Here is an 18,748-nt window from a genome sequence, read left to right as displayed (position 1 = left end):
CGCAGTAGCAGCCGATTAAGGCTGCCGGTTGCTTCTTACTTTAGGCTTGCCTTTTTGCCCTGCATTATTAGCCGCAGGTTCATGGTTTTTTGCGAACGGCTTTTTCGCTGTTTGCGCCACCGCTTTTGCTGCAGGGTTTAAGCCTGTATGTCGACTTAGTGCGGGCTTTCCACTGCGGTTGGGCTTTTTAAATTGTTCATCTTTACTTTCTGCCGGCACTAAACAACCTTTACTACGGCCAATTAAATGCTCTAGCTTTAAGCGTATTAACGCTTCACGGATCATCGGCCAACCTTTAGGATCATGGTAGCGCAATATGGCTTTATGTAAGCGACGCTGACGTTCACCTTTAGGTACCGGCACCACTTCGGAGTTCGCTTTATTAATATTTTTTAGCGAATTCATTTCCGTATGATAAATAGTGGTCGCGTTGGCCATAGGGCTAGGATAAAAGTTCTGTACTTGATCCAGTTTAAAATCACGTTCTTTTAACCACAAGCCAAGGTTAACCATATCTAAGTCTGTCGTACCTGGGTGAGCAGAAATAAAATACGGAATTAAAAACTGCTCTTTACCGGCTTCTTTACTAAAGCGGTCGAACATTTCTTTAAATTTATCATAAGCTCCCATGCCCGGCTTCATCATTTTCGACAGTGGCCCATCTTCTGTGTGCTCAGGCGCTATTTTTAAATAACCGCCTACGTGATGCTGCACTAGTTCACGCACATAGTTAGGGTCTTGCACTGCTAAATCGTAGCGTACGCCTGATGCAACTAATACCTTTTTAATACCCGGTATAGTGCGGGCTTCACGGTATAACTCTACCGTTGGGCTTTGATCGGTATCCATATGTTCGCAAATAGTTGGATAGACACAGCTGGGCCTGCGACAAGTTTGCTCGGCCTTGGGATTTTGACAGTTTAGGCGATACATGTTGGCCGTTGGTCCGCCAAGATCAGAGATTATGCCGGTAAACCCTGGGATCTTATCGCGAATATCTTTAACTTCTTGCATGATCGATTCTTTTGACCGACTTTGAATAATGCGGCCTTCATGCTCGGTTATTGAACAGAATGAACAGCCACCAAAGCAACCGCGCATAATGTTTATCGAGGTTTTAATCATTTCGTAGGCGGGTATCTTATTTTGTCCATATACCGGATGAGGCACACGCTGGTATGGCAAACCAAATACTAAATCCATTTCTTCGGTACTAAGCGGAAATGCTGGCGGGTTTACCCAAATATGTCTATCACCATGGCGCTGCATAATAGCGCGAGCACAACCGGGGTTAGTTTCTTGGTGCAAAATACGAGATGCATGAGCATACAGCGGCTTGTTTACACTGACCTGCTCAAATGCTGGCAATTTAACGTAGGTTTGCTCCCAAGGCTTTGGCCGAGCTGTTTGCACCATAATAGGTTTAGCTTCAGCCGCAACCGGCTTGGTTAAGTCGATACCTTCTTTAGCAAATTCAGAATAGCTGCTGCAGCCTACATCATCTGCACCATAAGGATTATAAATAGGGTCAATACGACCAATTTTATCAATGGCGGTAGAATCAACACCGCGCCAATGTGGTAAAGCTTCTTTACGAATAACTGCGGTGCCACGCACATCCTGTATGTCGCTTATGGCCTCACCAGAGGCGATACGATATGCCACTTCTATTAATGGCCGCTCGGCATTACCGTAAATAAGTATGTCAGCTTTCGCATCAAAAATAACCGAGCGTCGCACCTTCTCTGACCAATAATCATAATGGGCAATACGGCGCAAGCTGGCTTCAATACCGCCAATAATAACAGGCACATCGTTATAAGCCTCTTTACAGCGCTGTGTATAGACAATAACGGCACGATCGGGTCTTTTACCGCCAATATCGCCAGCGGTATACGCATCGTCATGGCGTATTTTTTTATCTGCAGTGTAGCGGTTAATCATCGAATCCATATTACCCGCCGATACGCCATAAAACAGATTTGGCTTACCTAGCTGCATAAAGTCGTGCTTACTATTCCAGTCAGGCTGACAAATCATACCCACTCTGTAGCCTTGCGCTTCTAACATGCGCCCAACCACCGCCATACCAAAGCTTGGGTGATCAACGTAGGCATCGCCAACAACTAAAATAATATCGCAACTATCCCAGCCGAGAGTGTCCATCTCAGCACGAGACATTGGCAAAAATGGTGCAGTACCGTAACATTCTGCCCAATATTTTGGGTAAGAAAATAGGTCTCGCTCAGGCGCCATGCGTGCTACAGGAGCAGATTTGCGAAGATTAACGCTAGCAACAATGGACATAAATTAAGCACCTAAGGATAACGAGGGCGCGTAGTGTACAAGGAGTGTGAGGGAAAGGCGATATCAATCACTTGTGCGGCGTTACTGCTAATTAGCCGCAGGTTTACGCTTTCATTATTAAGCCAAAGCGTATGCTCTGTATCTAGCGGTATACGCCTTGCCCCCAACAGCGCCGTAACCGTGCCGCTGGCAACATAAACAAGCCGGTTTGCATATAACGGTAACGGTTGTGCCACGCTGCCAATAGTTAGTACCCGCAGTTCTGCCTGCACAGCGTTGCGCCGGGTCATTAAATTAAAATCGCGCACTGGGCCTTGTAATAGGCGGCAATCAATTGCTGTTTCACCGGCAAAAGAAAACGGTTGCAGCAGTGTGTTTATTCGTTGAGGGTTATTGCCCACACCATGCAAACAAAAACCTGCGCCACTAAGCAGTAGGATAATACGGTCAATGTTATTAAAGCGCGAAAATGGGCCATCGCTGGCCACTTCAGCGATAGATAGGCGCCACAACAAGCCTTGGGCGTCGTCTTGTCGGCACAACTGATGAGTTATGCCGCCGCCATTTTGCCAAGGTTGCGTTTGCCACTGTGCTGGCGTAATCAGGTCTATGCTCATTCGCTGTTACTTGCCGTTTAGCGCGTTGTTTAAAGCGCGTATTAGTAAAGTTAATGAGGCCAATATCAGGTTAGCAACAATGACTCATTAATGGGTATAAAGCGTGTAGCCGACTTAACTAACGACTGCGCGGTTAGGCCTTCAACGCCATATACTTCAACTTCGGTGTTATATTTATTGCATAATTTTTGCGCCAGCAAATCAAAGTCACCATCACCGGATGCCAACACTAAAATATCGCTATGCTGGCCGTATTCAATCGCATCTAGCGTTATGCCAACATCCCAATCACCTTTTGCACTGCCATCACTGCGCTGAATAAACGGTTTTAATTTCACCTCAAAACCGATAGCCCGCAGAATATTTTGAAATTGCCGCTGTTTTTCATCACCGCGATCAATAGCATAAGCGATGGCTTTAACCACAGTACGATCGGCAGTTACCTGACGCCAAAAGGCGTTGTAATCAAAATTACGCTTAAAACCTTCACGGCTGGTGTAATAAATATTCTGCACATCGACCAAAATAGTAACAGTACTCACGGCAAACCTTAATAAGATAAAACAGTACGGTAACTGTCGACCAAGAAAAATGCCAGCCGTTATTTATTGCGCGCTGGCATAAGTGAGCTAATGTTATCGCATTACAATACGGCACCGTCTGATTTAACGTCTTCGATTACCGTTGCCGGCAGCATATCATCACGGCTAATACCCAAAATAGCGGCAATAGCGCTAGCAATATAAATGGATGAATAAGTGCCTACTATGACGCCGAATAATAAGGCTGTAGCAAAACCATGTATTAACGCCCCGCCCATATAAAACAATACCACTAACACCAAAATAGTGGTTAAGGATGTAATAACAGTACGGTTTAGCGTTGAGGTAATGGCCACATTAATAATTTCAGTGGTGCTGGTATCGCGTAGTTTACGAAAGTTTTCACGAATACGGTCAAACACCACTATAGTGTCGTTAATAGAGTAGCCAATTAATGCCAGTATCGCGGCTAGCACAGTAAGATCAAACTCTATTTGCAGTACTGAGAACAAACCCACGGTTAAAATAACATCGTGTCCCAGCGCCACCACCGCACCTACTGATAATCGCCATTCAAAACGCATAGCAACGTAGGCCAAAATACCTAACAACGACACCAACATCGCCATGCCACCATCTTGTTTTAACTCTTCACCTACACTTGGGCCAACAAATTCGGCGCGGCGCATGGTTACGGGCTCGGCGTGTTGTGCACTAATCGCAGTTAATACGACTTCACCCACTTTAGTTTGATCAATATCGGCACGCAACGGAATGCGAATTAACACATCGCGGCTAGTACCAAATAACTGTACTACCGCATCATCAAAACCGGCTTTACTTAACGTTTGTCGCACGGCCGATAAATCGGCTGCCTGGGTGAAACCCAGCTCAACCACAGTACCGCCGGTAAAATCTAAGCCCCAGTTAATGCCTTTAATTGCTACCGACACTAGCGATAGCACAACTAATAACCCTGACAAACCAACGGCTAACCATTTTATCCGCATAAAATTAAGTGGTTGAGAAAACTGAAATATTTGCATAGCTTAACTCCTCACACGGGTAGTGACTGCAAACGGCGGCCACCCCAAATTAAATTAACCAGTAAGCGCGAGCCTACCACTGCGGTAAAAATCGACGTGATAATGCCGATGGCTAAGGTAACGGCAAACCCTTTTACCGGCCCAGTACCAACGGCAAACAAAATAAGTGCAACGAGTAAGGTGGTTATATTTGAGTCGGTGATGGTGGCAAAAGCGCGGTCATAACCAAAATGTATGGCTTGCTGCGCTGAACGTCCGTCGGCTAACTCTTCTCTGATACGCTCAAAAATGAGTACGTTGGCATCTACCGCCATACCTACAGTTAGCACTATGCCGGCCATACCGGGCAAGGTAAGCGTTGCGCCGGGTATCATCGACATAACGCCAACAATAAGTACTAAGTTAGCCACTAGCGCTATGTTGGCTACCATGCCAAACGCTTTGTAGTACACCAGCATAAACACCAGCACAGCGGCCATGCCCCAGATAATAGCGCTAACGCCTAGGGTAATATTTTCCATACCTAAACTTGGGCCTATGGTGCGCTCTTCAATAATTTGCACCGGTGCAATTAACGCACCAGCACGCAATAAGGTGGCAAGGTTTTGTGCTTCGCCCGGCGAGCTTAAACCCGAGATAACAAAGTCGCGCCCCAAACGCATTTGAATGGTGGCGTCATTGATCACCTCTTGCTGTTTAACCAGTATGGGGGTGCCATTTTCAGCGACTTTAGTACCGGGCTTATATTCAATAAATACCGATGCCATGCGCCGACCAACAGCGTTTTTGCTGCTGGCAAACAGCATGTCGCCGCCTTTAGTATCAAGCTTAATATTTACCTGTGGCCGGCCATACTCGTCGTAACTACTATTAGCGCCGGTAATATGCTCGCCGCTTAGCATAATGCGTTTTTCCAGCAACAACGGGCGGCCATCTCGAGTAACATATAACTCGGCATTTGCTGGCACGTGCCCCGCCTGTGCTGCTGCTATATCACCTTGTTCATCCACTAAACGAAACTCTAATGAGGCGGTAGCACCAAGAATTTCTTTTGCTTTAGCCGTGTCTTGCACCCCCGGAAGCTGCACTACTATACGATCGGCACCTTGACGCTGCACTAAGGGTTCAGCGACACCAATTTCGTTAACTCTGTTACGAATAATGGTAATGTTTTGCTCAAGTGCATATTCACGTATTTGCTTTAATTGCAGTTCACTTAAGCTAACTTGCAACACTTGAGCATCGCTTTTTGCGCTAATAAGTAAATTACGATCATACTTTTTCAGTATTGCCTGTGCTGCCGCCAAATCATCGTTACTTCGTAAATTTATCCCTATTTGTGCACCCGCCAAATCTAATTGCACACTACGATAACGTATGGCATTTTCTCTTAGCTCACTGCGCAGGGTTTGGGCTAAATCGGTTAGGTTTTTATCAATAGCCGCTTTCATATCTACGGCTAACAAAAAATGCACGCCGCCGCGCAAATCTAAGCCCAATGTCATAGGGCTAGCACCAATAGCTGTTAACCAAGCCGGCGTTGTCGGCGCTAAATCAAGCGCGGTAATATAATTATCGCCTAAAAACTGGCTGGCTAATTCACGGGCTTTTAACTGATCATCAGTACTGTTAAAGCGTACTAACAGCCGGCCCTCATTTAAGGCTAACGCCTTAACGTCAATATTTTCTTTCGTAAACTGCTCAGACAGTGACGTAGTCGTTTCAGTACTAATAACGCCACCTCGGCTCGCACTGATATTTAACGCCGGATCTTCCGGGTATAAATTAGGTAAGGCATACAAGAACGCAAGCAACAACACGCCAAGCACGACGACATAGCGCCATACAGGGTTTTTATTTAACATATTAGGTATTCCCACAATCCCGCGCAGCATAGCCGCGTCGGTTTAGCAAAAAATTGAGCTTATAAGCTCAAACGCATAAATTTATAGTGAGAAAAAAGCGGGTGGCGCGCGTACGCGGTAGTGACTAAATACAGGGAAATTAATTACTACACGGCTATAGGCAATAACATTGCAGCTAACCCGTTTAAGTACATTAGGAATTAGGGTGCTGGGAAGTGCTGGAGGGTCATCATCATTATTTTGTGTGTTATCAACAGCATGCGCCGGCAAACCTGGCAATAACGCTTGTAACTGAGTGTCGGCTAACGGTGATAAGCGAACATCGTGCACAGCAAAAGATTGCGGAGTACACAATAAACCTATGTAAAATAGAATGGCAAAAAAACTAAGCCAACGCATAACACCCCAAAACACTATTGCTCCGGCAAAATATAATTGCCGCAAGCCAATATAGTGAGCGCCAACAATGAGAAATACAAGCTGTTGCTGCGACAAATTTAATTTAGACCAATGACGACATCGCTAGAAGACGCTATAATGCTGCCATCTTGTTACTACGAGAACCCATCGCATGACCAGCTGGCAAATTGCCGGTGCGTTAATCGCATTAGCGTTACTGTTATACTATTTTCCGCGCGAATTTTTACCTAAATTACTCTCAGAACCTGACTATCAACATTTAGTTTTTGCCTCTGCTGTCGCCTTAAGTTTATTTTGGAATGTGCAGGCAGGTATTAAAGATGGCCTTAATTTGCACTTTTTATTAGTCACTACCTTGGTGCTTTGCCATGGCTGGCGTATTGCTTGCTGGATTTGTATATTGCCCACTATTCTATTAATTGTGTTTGCAAAATTACCTTGGCAAGATGCTGGGCTATTTTCCTTGTGCACCTTTATTTTACCGAGCTTATTTAGCTATACCTTATTTTTGGCAAGCTATAGGTATTTAACGCGGCATCTTTTTGTCTATATTTTTGTAGCCGGTTTTATTTGTGCCGCGTTAACCATAACACTGCATATCAGTTTAACTGCACTCTGGTTTGGCTTAGAAGGTCGTTTTGATTGGCGCACTATTTATAACGATTATTGGCAGCTGTCGTTACTTATTTGGTTTCCAGAAGCCTTATTAAATGGCAGTGCTATTACACTAATGGCGGTTTACCGCCCCCATTGGTTACGCACCTTTTATGATCGAGAATATTTAGCACCCGATAAGTAAACTGTTAAATTTAAGCTTAAATAGTAAACGCAAAAATAGGCGCTATAAAAGCGCCTTTTTTATTTTCAGCTTTATAAAATTAATTAAGGCCTAACACTTTCTTGCCTTGATTAAACACCACATCAACCGGAATATCAGCAGCGGCTAAGCGGGCCAAATCGGCAGCTAGTTGCGCTTTAATAATGCCTTTATCCGCAACTAATGCGCTAACACCTGCGTAATTACCATCACCCTGTAAGGTAAGAATAAGCTCAGATAACGAGGTCATCGCCTGCTGCATTTTTTCATAATCTACTTTGTATGTGCCGTCATCATTACGGACAAAAGCCCCCTGCTCGGCAAAATAGTTAAAGCGGATCATATTAGCAGTACCGTGCGCACTGGATGCACCAAAGCGTACCGAGCGAAAAATACCGGCCATAAATGTGGTGTAGTAATCTTCGAGTACGCCCTCGTCTAACATACCTTGCTGCATCAGCTGAGTAATCATATAGAGGCCAAGAATATCGGCTTTACCCTCTTCCAATGCCGAGGCATACTCTTTTAACGCTTGGCGTACCGTGCCGTTGCCATTAATGGTGTTTTTAATGCCTAAACCATGGGCCACTTCATGGAACATTGTATTATTAAAAAACGCATTAAAAGTGACATGCTTGCGTTGCTCTGGCGTAATCAGCAAATTCGCAATCGGTTGCATAATGTGCTCAAACTTAGCTTGCATGGCATTTTTCAGCTGTAAGCGGCGCGTGCCTTTTTCTAGCTGCACTTGCTCGTCATTGGGTAAGTTTATCGCAATAGTTTTTGAGCCCGCATTAGAATGGCCAGCATAATACACCACGTCATAGGCATTTAAGTCGGCATCGCCGCCAGGTGTTTCGGTTTTATAAGCATCAGCTACGGGTAAACCTACTTGTAGAGCTGGCAAGGTAGCAGCATATTTAGCCAGCTTTTCACTCCAGCTTAAATCTTTAATCAGCACATAGGCTTCAAACGCTGCGCGATAACCAAATAGCTGGTCTTCATAGGTTTCTATTGGGCCAAGTACCAGCTCAATAGGGTTATTTTTCATTGCCATCCAGGCAAAGTCTGATTGCTGGTAATTATCGGTCAACAGCGCTTGAGCGCGTAACTGCAAATAATTAGCAAATTCTTTATCCTCAGACAGTAACGACGCTTCTGTTAGTAGCTTGGCTGTCGCTTCCAGCTCAGTTTTGTATGTTACTGAATAAGGTACACTGACTAACTCGCCGCTGCTATTACGTTGAATAACAGAATATAAACCGGTTTTATCGGCAAGCTCAGCACCTTCAAATTCAGCTTTAGTCATATCAGCAGGATAAAACTGAGCACCAGCAGGCTTTTCGGCATAACCAGTTAAAAATGCTTCATCGCCTTTTAATCTGTCCCAAGGTCCATAGTTAATATCGGCAAATTGACGTACCTTGCCCTCGGGTAACTTTGCCAAAAACTCGGCTTTATTTTCACCAAACGCTTGGCGCCAAAATAAATCATCCATTACTTTGCTGGCATCAATAAGCTTACCTAGCATTTGACGTTGCTTAACATTTAATCCTGATAAATCGGCAGTTAAATCAACGTTATAATAAATATCTAAACGCTTATTGAATTCAGGCAGTAATGCGGCTGTCGTTGCAGTGTCGCTAGACTGAGTGGCGGCATTAGTTGAGGCTTTATCCGCTGGCGAACACGCAGTTAATGCACCGCTAATCGCAAGCGCTAACCACAAGGCGTTATATCGCATAAGTGTTTCCTGTTGTTTTTAGTAAAATCAACTATAGGGTAGGTAAAGCGCCCTATTGTTGCAACAGTTAATCATGGATCAGCGCCATAAAAAAAGCGAAGCTGCTGCTTCGCTTTTTACACTAAGTACAAGGTTAAACCTAAGCCCAAATTTTATCGGCCCATCGTTTAGTATTGGCTTTCCAGTTAGCCCAGCGATACGTCATATTAACGAGCCCCCAATAAGTAAGTGGCACTAAAACTAAGCTGGTTAAAGTAGAAAATAGCAGACCGCCAATAATAGCTATCGCCATTGGCGCATAGCTTGGGCCGTCGCCACCTAATTGGGTGCCGCCTAATGCAAGTGGTACTAAGCCTAATATTGTAGTAGCTACGGTCATTAATATCGGCCGCAAACGCGATTCACTGGCGTGAAGAATTAACTCTTTTAATGGTGCGTTGGGCGCGTCATTTCGCTCCTGATTAATACGGTCGACTAATACTATGCCGTTATTAACTACGATACCCATTAGTACCAACATGCCAATCATGCCCATAATGCCAATAGTGGTGCCGGTAAACATAAAGGTCCAAAACACGCCAACCATTGAAAATAGTAATGAACCTATCACTGCTGTAGGCAATAACAATGATTCAAATAACGCAGCCATCACCAGATAAATCATCGCCACTGCAAGTAGCATGTTTACGACCATTACCTGTTGTGATTCATCTTGGCTTTGAAAGCTGCCTTGAAATGACCAGCGAAAACCCGGCGGTAAGGCTAGTTGATCCATCACTTTTTTAATATCTTCACGCGCCTTATCAATGTTGTAATCTTTAGCTAAATTCATCCGAATGGCGATACCGGTTTGTCGATCAAACCGGCTGATCCTATCTAAGCGTGGCGCGGCTTTTAGGTCAGCTAATTGCTGCAAGCTAATAACGACGCCATCTTTAGTTAAAACAGGTAATGCCGACAATTCCGCTAAAGAGTGACTTACTCGTTCATCATAAAGTACTCGCATTAACAGCTCACCTTGTTCAATAGTTCTAAAGGTGCGTAAGTTAGTACCGCGCAGTGCCAGTGCCACTGCATTAGCAACTTGTTGCGCATTTAAACCATGGCGCTGCAGTTGCTCTAATTTAAGGGTTATTTGAATTTCTTGTTGGCCACGGGCAATATCTGAGCTGACATCCTCAAGCCCTTTCATATTCGCTAATATGGGTTCAATATCACCGGCAAGTTGCATTAGAATTTCAGTCGAGTTACCCAGCAAGTGTACCTGCAAGCCGCCATCACTGCCCCAGCCAAACGAGGGCTTAGAACGCACTAAGGTTGGCCAATCTTTGCGAATGGCTTTTTTTAATTCGATAAGCGGCTGGCTTAACTGTGGTTTTAGAATTAACGTTGAGCTCGCATTACCAGCACTGTAATAACTATACACCGACTCAATATCAAATTTGTCTTTGTTAGCATACAGGTACTGCTCCATCGTATTCACTTCGGCTTCAACTTCAGCCAACGCATAATTACCTTGTACGTTGTAATTGAGGAAAATACGGTTTTGATCATCGTTATTTTCTTCGCCGCCAGATACCGCGCCAATAGGAATAACAATGCTGCACAGCAAGACAATAGAAATAAAGGTAGACCAGCGCGGGTGCGCCATCGTCCAACCTAAGACTTTGCGATAAATAACATCAGATACACCGGGTTTAGGCTCTTGTAACACTTGCACTTTTAATATGGTAGTTAATAGCGGAATTAACGTTAACGCCATTAATAAGCTAATGGCTAAACATAAACAAATGGCAATGGCCACATGCTCAAGGAAGATAGTTAGCATCATTTTTTGGCCAACGATATTGGGTAAAAACACAATAACGGTAGTTACAGTGCCGGCCACGACCGCCAAACTAACGCGGCGCACGCCTCGGGCGGTTGCCGCTTTAACATCGCCATCCAGTGCTCGTTCACGAAAAATGCTTTCTGTAACCACCACGGCGTTATCTACCAACATGCCGATAGCTAACATTAGCCCCATCATGCTAAGAATATTTAGGCTGTAACCCATAAAATACATGATACCAAGGGCAATACTGATTGATACTGGCACCGCAAGCACCACCACTAAGGTCGTGCCTATGTGCCGTAAAAATAAATACAGCACGGCAAAAGATAACAGTGCACCAACACTGCCGGCACTTAATAGATCAGCCAACGATGTGGTTACGCCTTTGGCGGTATCATCCATAATAAATAAACTAATGCCATTAAACGCAGGGTCTTTTCGCACGTTATCAACCACGGCTAATGCTGCGTGCGACACTTCAACTAGGTTAGCGCCTGACTCTTTAAATACATTCATGCCAACCGCATAGCTTTGATCTAAATGCCGGCCATCTTCACGCTTAGGCAACTCAAGCTGCACCGTGGCCACCTCTCGTAAACTTAAGCCCGGGCGCAGTGGCAGTGCCGCTATTTCTTCTAACGAGCGGTATTCACCTACCGGTTTAACCAAAATACTATTATGGCTATTGCGAAGTTCACCGGCCGTCATGGCGAAGTTGTTTTGTCGTAACGTATTAACAATAGCGGCAGCATCAATGTTTAACGCTCGCATCTTATCGGGGTTAAGCCGAATAATAACTTGACGCTTTTCTACGCCATACAGCTCAACCTTTGATACGCCGGGCACACGCTCTAGCTGTCGTTTTATTTGCCTTTCAAGCAGATCGTAAGCCATTGCCAAATCGCGCTCACTAGAAATACGCAACTGAAAGATCGGCATATCATTAGTATTAAACTGAAATACCAATACCCGCTCAACATCTTTGGGTAATAAATGACGAATGCTATCGAGCCGTTCACGTACTTCAATGCTTTTACTATTGATATTTTCTTCCCATTTAAATTCTAACGATACCTCTGCGCTGTTTTCGTTAGACCAAGAGCGCATTTGTTTCACGCCGGTTACCGTTGCCAGTGCTTCTTCAAGTGGCCGCGTGATCAATCGCTCAATTTCGTTTGGGGTTGCATTGTTATACGGCACGTTAATAAAAATTTGCGGGATATCAATACCCGGAAACCGCTCTAACAACAGCATCCGGCTAGCAATAATGCCAAATACCAACATGGATAAAAACAACATGCAAATGGTTACTGGGCGGTTTAAAGCAAAGCGAGTTAAGCCTAGCGGTTGCTGGTTCATAGCCTTGTCTCCACAGCGCTGGCGCTATTATTCACAGTCACTTGTGCATGATCTCGGCTAAACAATGCATACAACACAGGAATAAATAATAAGGTAAGCATGGTGGCTAAAGCCAAACCAAAAATAACCGTAATTGCCATAGGCGCACGAATTTCGCTGCCATCGCCACCACCAATTGCCATAGGTAACAAGCCTAATATGGTGGTTAGTGTAGTCATTAATACTGGCCGTAACCGGCTAGTACCCGCATCTAATATTGCCTGCTGTATGCGCAAACCTTCTGCACGCAACTGGTTAATGCGGTCAATCAATACAATGGCATTATTTACCACTATGCCGGCCAGCATAATTAAACCAATAAAAACAATGACAGATAAACGGGTATTGGTTAACCACAACCCCAGTATTGCGCCGGCGCCAGCTAATGGCACCGTAAAAAGAATAAGTAATGGCTGTAGCAGGTTTTCAAACTGCGATGCCATAACTAAATACACCAAGAATACCGCTAATAGTAGCGCCATTGTTAGCGAGGTATAGGCCCGTTCCATCTCTTCGCTTTGGCCCATTACTGCAGCAGTTACGCCATAGGGCAAACGCTGAGCCGCTAATACGGCAGTGGCGGCTTGAGTAGCTTGCTCTAAATCGCCAAACGCGAGGTTGGCGCTAACAACAGCAACCCGCTGCTGACCAATACGGGTGATTTCGCTTGGTCCAGTTTCACGTTTAATTTGCGCCACCGCAGAAAGCGGTAACGGCTTGCTGCTGCCCGGGTTAATAATCAGCTGCGCTAGCTGTTGCTCGGACTGGCGATACTCTTCGGATAAACGTACGCGAATATCAACTTTACGATCATTGACCGAATACTGGCCGGCGAGTTCGCCACCAATATAAGCCGCTACCCGTTTGGCGACATCATGAGATGTCATACCGAGTTGCGATAACAAGGCATGATTAAAGTACAGCGTAATTTCAGGCTGGCCTTGACGTAAGCTGGTTTTTACATCAGTAAAACGCGCATCCGCTTCTAGCGCTATCACTAAACTATCTGCCGCGGTTTTTAGCTGTGTTAATTCATACCCAGACAGCTCTATTTCTAACGGTGTACTAAAGCTGAACAGCTGTGGCCGATCAATTTTCACCATAATGTCAGGTTGTCGAGCTAAATAGTCACGTAAATGAGCAATAACCTGTTGTTCTTGTTCTTTGCTAGTACCACTGTTGAGTACAACATTTAACCTACCCCAATGGCTACCGCCCACACTTGGATCAACCGTCATTTGCGAACCGGTACCCGCTTGCGCATAACTACGTTTAACCGCAGCTTGCTCACCCGCAATAGCGGCAAGGTTAACCAATACCTTGTCGGTTTGTTCAATGGCGCTACCGACCGGCAATTGCACTTCGACAAAGAACTCACCTTGGCTCATAGCAGGAATAACGTCGGCGCCTAATCGAGGTAGCAAGGTATAACATCCGCCAGCAACCAATAAGGTCAGAGCGATAGTTAAGCCTTTTAACCCTAATGCCGCTTGCAGTGCGCGCCGATAGTTTTTTTCTAGCAAAACTAAAAACCACTGCACTAGCGATAGCAAAGGTTTAAAAATAAAGGCTAATGAACGGCTAATCAGGCGAAAACCTAGCGTGAATAAGGTAGCAATAAGCATAAATAAACCGCTAAGGGCACGGCCTACTATTCGCAACGGCCAGGTTGGCCAATAATACCAACGACGCACCAATACCTTATCCGGTTCAGCCGCTACTAACTTCGGCTCGGCTTTAACGCTGCGTTCACGGGCTGCCATCGTAGGGATAAGCGTTAGCGCAACCACTAACGAAGCTAATAGCGCAAAAGTAACCGTTAGTGCTTGATCACGAAACAACTGGCCGGCAATGCCTTCAATAAAGACTAAGGGGAAAAATACCGCAACAGTAGTTAATGTTGACGCGGTAATCGCCATGGCAACTTCACTGGTGCCAATTTTAGCCGCACTAAATGCGTCCTTGCCTAGCTCTTTATGTCGTGCAATGTTTTCTAGTACCACAATGGCATTATCAACCAGTAAGCCCACCGCTAATGCAATACCGCCTAAGCTCATCATGTTTAGCGTTATGCCCTGGCCATACATCAAATTAAAGGTCGCTATAACCGATAACGGGATAGATATTGAAATAATGATTGTTGCCCAGACATTACGTAAAAATAGATATAACACCAGCATGGCAAGCAAACCACCAACAACCGCCGACGACTTTACTTCATCTATAGCTTGCTTAATAAATTCAGACTGATCATAAACCAACGTTAGCTTATAGCCAGCCGGTAAGGTTTTCTCTAATTTTGGTAGTTGAGCAAGTAGGGTTTTAGCCACTTGCACCGTGTTAGCATCGCCCTCTTTATAAATCGCCACCTCGATGGCTTCTTTACCGTCAACATAGGTAATACTTTGTCGATCGACAAAGCTATCTTTAACTTGGGCAATATCTTTTAAGCGTATTTGGCTGCCTGCCACTTCAGCAATATACAAATTTTCAATTTGTTTTAAGTCGGCAAATTGATTAATGGTTCGGACTAAATAATCATAGCTTGGCGTTTCTAAACGGCCGCCGGCTTGGTTTAGGTTTTCTTCGCGTAAGCGCGAACTGATTTGGCTAATATCAAGCTGTAATTGGCTCAACTTCTGCGGGTCGACCAAAATTTGAATTTCTTGGCTTAAACCGCCATCAGGCCGCACCGCTGCAACGCCCGACACCGACTCCAGTGCGCGACGTAAATCCTCTTCGGCAAAGGTGCGTAAGCTTACTAACTGTGCGGGGCTTATGGCGTTACCGGCATTATCACGGCTTAACGCAAAGCGAATAATAGGATCTAAATTAGGGTTAAAACGCAGTAATAACGGCTTTTCTATTTCTAGCGGTAAGAATAAAACATCTAGCTTTTCGCGCACATCTAGCGCGGCAACATCCATATTGGTGCCCCAATCAAACTCCATGACCACATCAGAGCGACCAGAGCGCGACACCGACTGTACTTTACGCACGCCTTTAACTATGCCGACGGCCTCTTCTATAGGTTTACTCACCAACTGCTCTACTTCAGCCGGTGCAGCGCCGACAAATTCAGTGCGTACGGTTAATGACGGATACGATAAGTCGGGTAATAAATTTACCGCTAAACGCCCAGCGGCAACTAAACCAAACAGCAAAATGCCTAGCGTAAACATCCAAATAGCAACAGGACGGTTTACCGCGGTATCAACTAACTTCATAGCATCATCCTTGAACTATTCGAATTGTTTAACGCTAACCACATTAACCAAAGCATCGTCTTTAAGCGCAGACTGCCCAGCAATAACCACTTTGTCACCCAGTGCCAAACCGGACAATATTTCTACTGTGTTGTCAGACTGATACCCCAAGCTTACCGGTTTACGGCTAACCTTATTTTCAGCGTTAACCACAAATACGGTTGGGCTATTATCGGTCGTCATTAAGGCGCGTTTGGGTAGTAATAATGCATCGGCTTTAACATCAAACTGTAACTGCACCTGAGCAAACATACCGGGCTTTAATAATTGCTGTTCGTTAGCCACTCTTAAAACCGCGCGCACAGTGCCTGAAGCCGCATCAACTACTGGCGAAATACGCACTAACTCGGCGTTAACGGGTAACATACCGGCAAATTCTAATAACGCATTTTGGCCAATACGCGCTTGGGCTAGCTGCTGCTCTGGCAAATGCACTACCGCCTCTAATTGCTGATTAGAGACAATATGGAATAATGATTGGGTTGCGTATTGATTAACCAGTTGCCCTAGTTTGGCGTAACGACGCGATATTACGCCGCTAATTGGCGCACGAACCTCAGTTTCTTTTAACGCGAGTTCAGCTAAGTTGACCGAGGCTTGCATTGCATCAAACTGCCATTGCAACTTTTCAAATACGTCGCTACTAATCAACTTACGTTCGTGCATCTCTTTGGTTCGGGTTAACTCGCTAGCCAAACGGTTCAACTCGGCTTTTTCTTTATTCAAGCTATATTGCTGACGTTCATTGTCTAGCTGTGCCAATAATTGTCCAGCGCTAACCGCATCGCCCTCTTCAACCAAAATATGTTGCACTATACCCGTTGCTTTACTAATAACCTCAGCCTCACCGCGGGCTTCAAGTGTTGCCGTAGTGCGATAACTACTGCTAATTTCGCCATGACGGGTTAATACCGCTTCAACGGGAATCGTCAGTATCACATCTGCGGTGCTACTGGCCGTTGAGCTATTCGCGCCATTACACGCAGTTAGAACAAAGCAACTGAAAATAGCGGCGAGCGCGGTAAGTTTAAAATGGTTTGGCGTTTTCATGGTCCATCCTTCGGAAAACATAATACTGAATAAGTTACCACCAATAATGCAGAGCGTGTGCCAGCTTGTGTAACAACTTATTTCAGTTGTTTTTCAATAAGATAGAACGCTTAAATACTAACAAATTAAATTGGATTAAAAATGAGTGGCCTAAACCACGAATTTTTAGTCAGATGCACGATAGTTAACTATAGTAATTTTGTTAATTTAACGACCAAGCAACAATTATTTACGAATTAGAGTATGTACTCCATGGTATGACCTCTTTATACTGCAGGTTTTTACGTTCAACAGGGTATGTATATATGATTAGAAAAACCGCCATCTCAATTGCCGTATGTTCTGTGTTATTTAGTCTGTCGGCGCAGGCTGAAGGCTACAAGCTATTTGAACAGTCTGTCAGTAGTATGGGTAATGCTTATGCTGGCCGTGGTGCGCAAATTACCGATGCTAGCTTAGTGTATTCGAACCCAGCAGCCCTAACACGGCTTTCTGGTCGTCAACTTAGTGGCGGGCTTAATTTTATTACGGCAAAAACACATTACAGCAATGCCCAAGCACAAAGTGCTAATGGTCAGCCGGTACTTGGCCGTAGCGAAGGAAGTAATAGCCTTAACGAATTAGTGCCCTATGTATTTTATAGTGATACTTTTTCTGAAACCTTAAGTTGGGGTATTGGGTTTTATGTACCCTATGGCTTGTCATCTGACTATGACGACGACTTTGTTGGCCGATACTTTGCTGATGAAACGTCAATACAAGTGCTTAGTTTACAACCCAGTATTGGTTATAAGCTAAATGAGCAATGGTCAGTGGGTATGGGTATTTCAATTAACCGAGCGACCGGTACCCTATCTAAAGCGAAAGATCATAGCGGCCTGTGTGAGCTAGGTGAACAAACCATTAATGCTATGTTCGGTGCACCGGTATATAACGAGGCCTACTGCAATAGCCACTACGAAGTGGAAGGTGACGATGTTACATTTGGTTACACTCTAGGTATTCATGGTGAGCCTGTGGTTGGTACTCGTTTGGCACTAACCTACCATTCGGCACTTCACTTTACCTTAACTGGCGATTCAACCATTACCAACACACCTATTACTAGCGCCAATGTTGTTGGCAACCCAAACTATATGGTGACTAAACCTCACTTACCGGCAATTGATTTAAAAACCGGTAAACTTGCAGCACAAAGCTTACTTACTGAAGCAAGCAAACTTGCATTAACCACGCCTGCGACAGTGGCATTTAGCCTAGACCAGCAACTTAGCAAAGCGTTGTCTGTGCAATTTAGCGCAGCATGGACCCAGTGGAGCAAGTTTCAAAGCATCGATATCCTCAGCACCGATGCTCAACCCAGTATTTCATTAAATACCCAGCAAGAAGCCAATCTGAACAACCCAGGTCAAATTGGTTATATTCCTGAATATTGGACGAATAGCTGGTCATTTTCCCTTGGCGCTAGCTATGCATTGCAAAGCGACCTAACGTTAAAAGCCGGTGTTGCTTATGATGAAAACCCGATTAAATCAGAACGTAAAACCGCACGTATTCCAACCGATAATCGGGTTTGGGTATCAGTGGGGGCAAACTGGCAGCTGGCGGAAAATTTAAGCGTAGATCTGGCTTACGGTTACTTGTTTACCGGTGATGTGCAGGTAGATGAGCATGAATATAATAAGCAAGATGAACGCTTATATAACAGCGGTTATCAAGGTGATTACAGCAATAAAGGCCAATTATTTGCCTTAGGCGCTAACTACAGCTTTTAATTAAGCGACGCGGATAACCGCATAAGTGCTGATAACAAAAAAGGCGATCTTAAGATCGCCTTTTTTA

Annotated in this window: 12 protein-coding genes; 2 read left to right on the top strand and 10 right to left on the bottom strand. The window is 44.7% G+C overall.

The window, feature by feature from the left end; all coding sequences use genetic code 11:
* Nucleotides 1–15: 15 nt before the first annotated feature.
* The 6 genes from MN199_RS04540 to MN199_RS04515 form a co-directional block, all read right to left on the bottom strand.
* Entirely contained in the window at nucleotides 16–2,256 is a 2,241-nt protein-coding gene (locus MN199_RS04540; RefSeq protein WP_132586711.1) for a YgiQ family radical SAM protein, read from the bottom strand.
* Nucleotides 2,257–2,318: 62 nt separating this feature from the next.
* Entirely contained in the window at nucleotides 2,319–2,924 is a 606-nt protein-coding gene (locus tag MN199_RS04535) for a HutD/Ves family protein (protein ID WP_335738553.1), read from the bottom strand.
* A gap of 65 nt (nucleotides 2,925–2,989) precedes the next feature.
* Nucleotides 2,990–3,466 (bottom strand): NYN domain-containing protein, encoded by a 477-nt coding sequence (locus MN199_RS04530; RefSeq protein ID WP_335738552.1) that lies wholly within the window; start codon nucleotides 3,464–3,466, stop codon nucleotides 2,990–2,992.
* A 101-nt stretch (nucleotides 3,467–3,567) separates the two neighbouring features.
* On the bottom strand, nucleotides 3,568–4,512 hold the full coding sequence (gene secF / locus MN199_RS04525; RefSeq protein ID WP_132582801.1) for a protein translocase subunit SecF: 945 nt from the start codon (nucleotides 4,510–4,512) through the stop codon (nucleotides 3,568–3,570).
* Between the two features lie 11 nt (nucleotides 4,513–4,523).
* Nucleotides 4,524–6,377: a protein translocase subunit SecD gene (gene secD, locus MN199_RS04520; RefSeq protein WP_132582800.1), complete on the bottom strand. Its 1,854-nt coding sequence runs from the start codon at nucleotides 6,375–6,377 to the stop codon at nucleotides 4,524–4,526.
* A gap of 81 nt (nucleotides 6,378–6,458) precedes the next feature.
* Nucleotides 6,459–6,776 carry a hypothetical protein gene (locus MN199_RS04515; protein ID WP_335738551.1) on the bottom strand — a complete coding sequence of 106 codons (318 nt, stop codon included), beginning with the start codon at nucleotides 6,774–6,776 and terminating at the stop codon, nucleotides 6,459–6,461.
* A 172-nt stretch (nucleotides 6,777–6,948) separates the two neighbouring features.
* On the opposite strand from MN199_RS04515, the gene MN199_RS04510 reads away from it, so the two are divergent.
* Nucleotides 6,949–7,596: an energy-coupling factor ABC transporter permease gene (locus MN199_RS04510; RefSeq protein WP_132582798.1), complete on the top strand. Its 648-nt coding sequence runs from the start codon at nucleotides 6,949–6,951 to the stop codon at nucleotides 7,594–7,596.
* Nucleotides 7,597–7,675: 79 nt separating this feature from the next.
* Here the strand turns inward: MN199_RS04510 and MN199_RS04505 are convergent, their stop codons facing one another.
* From MN199_RS04505 to MN199_RS04490, 4 genes are all read right to left on the bottom strand, one after another.
* Entirely contained in the window at nucleotides 7,676–9,358 is a 1,683-nt protein-coding gene (locus MN199_RS04505; RefSeq protein WP_335738550.1) for a dipeptidyl-peptidase 3 family protein, read from the bottom strand.
* A gap of 139 nt (nucleotides 9,359–9,497) precedes the next feature.
* Nucleotides 9,498–12,551, bottom strand: coding sequence for an efflux RND transporter permease subunit (locus tag MN199_RS04500; RefSeq protein ID WP_335738549.1), 3,054 nt, complete (start codon nucleotides 12,549–12,551; stop codon nucleotides 9,498–9,500).
* Nucleotides 12,548–15,817 (bottom strand): efflux RND transporter permease subunit, encoded by a 3,270-nt coding sequence (locus MN199_RS04495; RefSeq protein ID WP_335738548.1) that lies wholly within the window; start codon nucleotides 15,815–15,817, stop codon nucleotides 12,548–12,550. The genes MN199_RS04500 and MN199_RS04495 overlap by 4 nt, the downstream gene beginning before the upstream one ends.
* A 15-nt stretch (nucleotides 15,818–15,832) precedes the next feature.
* Nucleotides 15,833–16,906 carry an efflux RND transporter periplasmic adaptor subunit gene (locus tag MN199_RS04490; RefSeq protein ID WP_335738547.1) on the bottom strand — a complete coding sequence of 358 codons (1,074 nt, stop codon included), beginning with the start codon at nucleotides 16,904–16,906 and terminating at the stop codon, nucleotides 15,833–15,835.
* 305 nt (nucleotides 16,907–17,211) lie between these two features.
* On the opposite strand from MN199_RS04490, the gene MN199_RS04485 reads away from it, so the two are divergent.
* On the top strand, nucleotides 17,212–18,681 hold the full coding sequence (locus tag MN199_RS04485; protein WP_335738546.1) for an OmpP1/FadL family transporter: 1,470 nt from the start codon (nucleotides 17,212–17,214) through the stop codon (nucleotides 18,679–18,681).
* Nucleotides 18,682–18,748 lie beyond the last annotated feature (67 nt).

This window comes from Rheinheimera metallidurans (genome assembly GCF_036983985.1).
GTDB lineage: Bacteria > Pseudomonadota > Gammaproteobacteria > Enterobacterales > Alteromonadaceae > Alishewanella > Alishewanella metallidurans.
Note: the sequence above shows the minus strand (reverse complement) of the source record. Positions and strands in the feature narration are given on the sequence as shown.

Coding starts and splice junctions, on each gene's coding strand:
- MN199_RS04490 (WP_335738547.1), bottom strand. CDS start 16,906: ATGAAAACGCCAAACCATTTTAAACTTACCGCGCTCGCCGCTATTTTC.
- MN199_RS04485 (WP_335738546.1), top strand. CDS start 17,212: ATGATTAGAAAAACCGCCATCTCAATTGCCGTATGTTCTGTGTTATTT.
- secD (WP_132582800.1), bottom strand. CDS start 6,377: ATGTTAAATAAAAACCCTGTATGGCGCTATGTCGTCGTGCTTGGCGTG.
- MN199_RS04540 (WP_132586711.1), bottom strand. CDS start 2,256: ATGGCGCCTGAGCGAGACCTATTTTCTTACCCAAAATATTGGGCAGAA.
- MN199_RS04510 (WP_132582798.1), top strand. CDS start 6,949: ATGACCAGCTGGCAAATTGCCGGTGCGTTAATCGCATTAGCGTTACTG.
- MN199_RS04500 (WP_335738549.1), bottom strand. CDS start 12,551: ATGAACCAGCAACCGCTAGGCTTAACTCGCTTTGCTTTAAACCGCCCA.
- MN199_RS04535 (WP_335738553.1), bottom strand. CDS start 2,924: ATGAGCATAGACCTGATTACGCCAGCACAGTGGCAAACGCAACCTTGG.
- secF (WP_132582801.1), bottom strand. CDS start 4,512: ATGCAAATATTTCAGTTTTCTCAACCACTTAATTTTATGCGGATAAAA.
- MN199_RS04515 (WP_335738551.1), bottom strand. CDS start 6,776: ATGCGTTGGCTTAGTTTTTTTGCCATTCTATTTTACATAGGTTTATTG.
- MN199_RS04505 (WP_335738550.1), bottom strand. CDS start 9,358: ATGCGATATAACGCCTTGTGGTTAGCGCTTGCGATTAGCGGTGCATTA.
- MN199_RS04495 (WP_335738548.1), bottom strand. CDS start 15,817: ATGAAGTTAGTTGATACCGCGGTAAACCGTCCTGTTGCTATTTGGATG.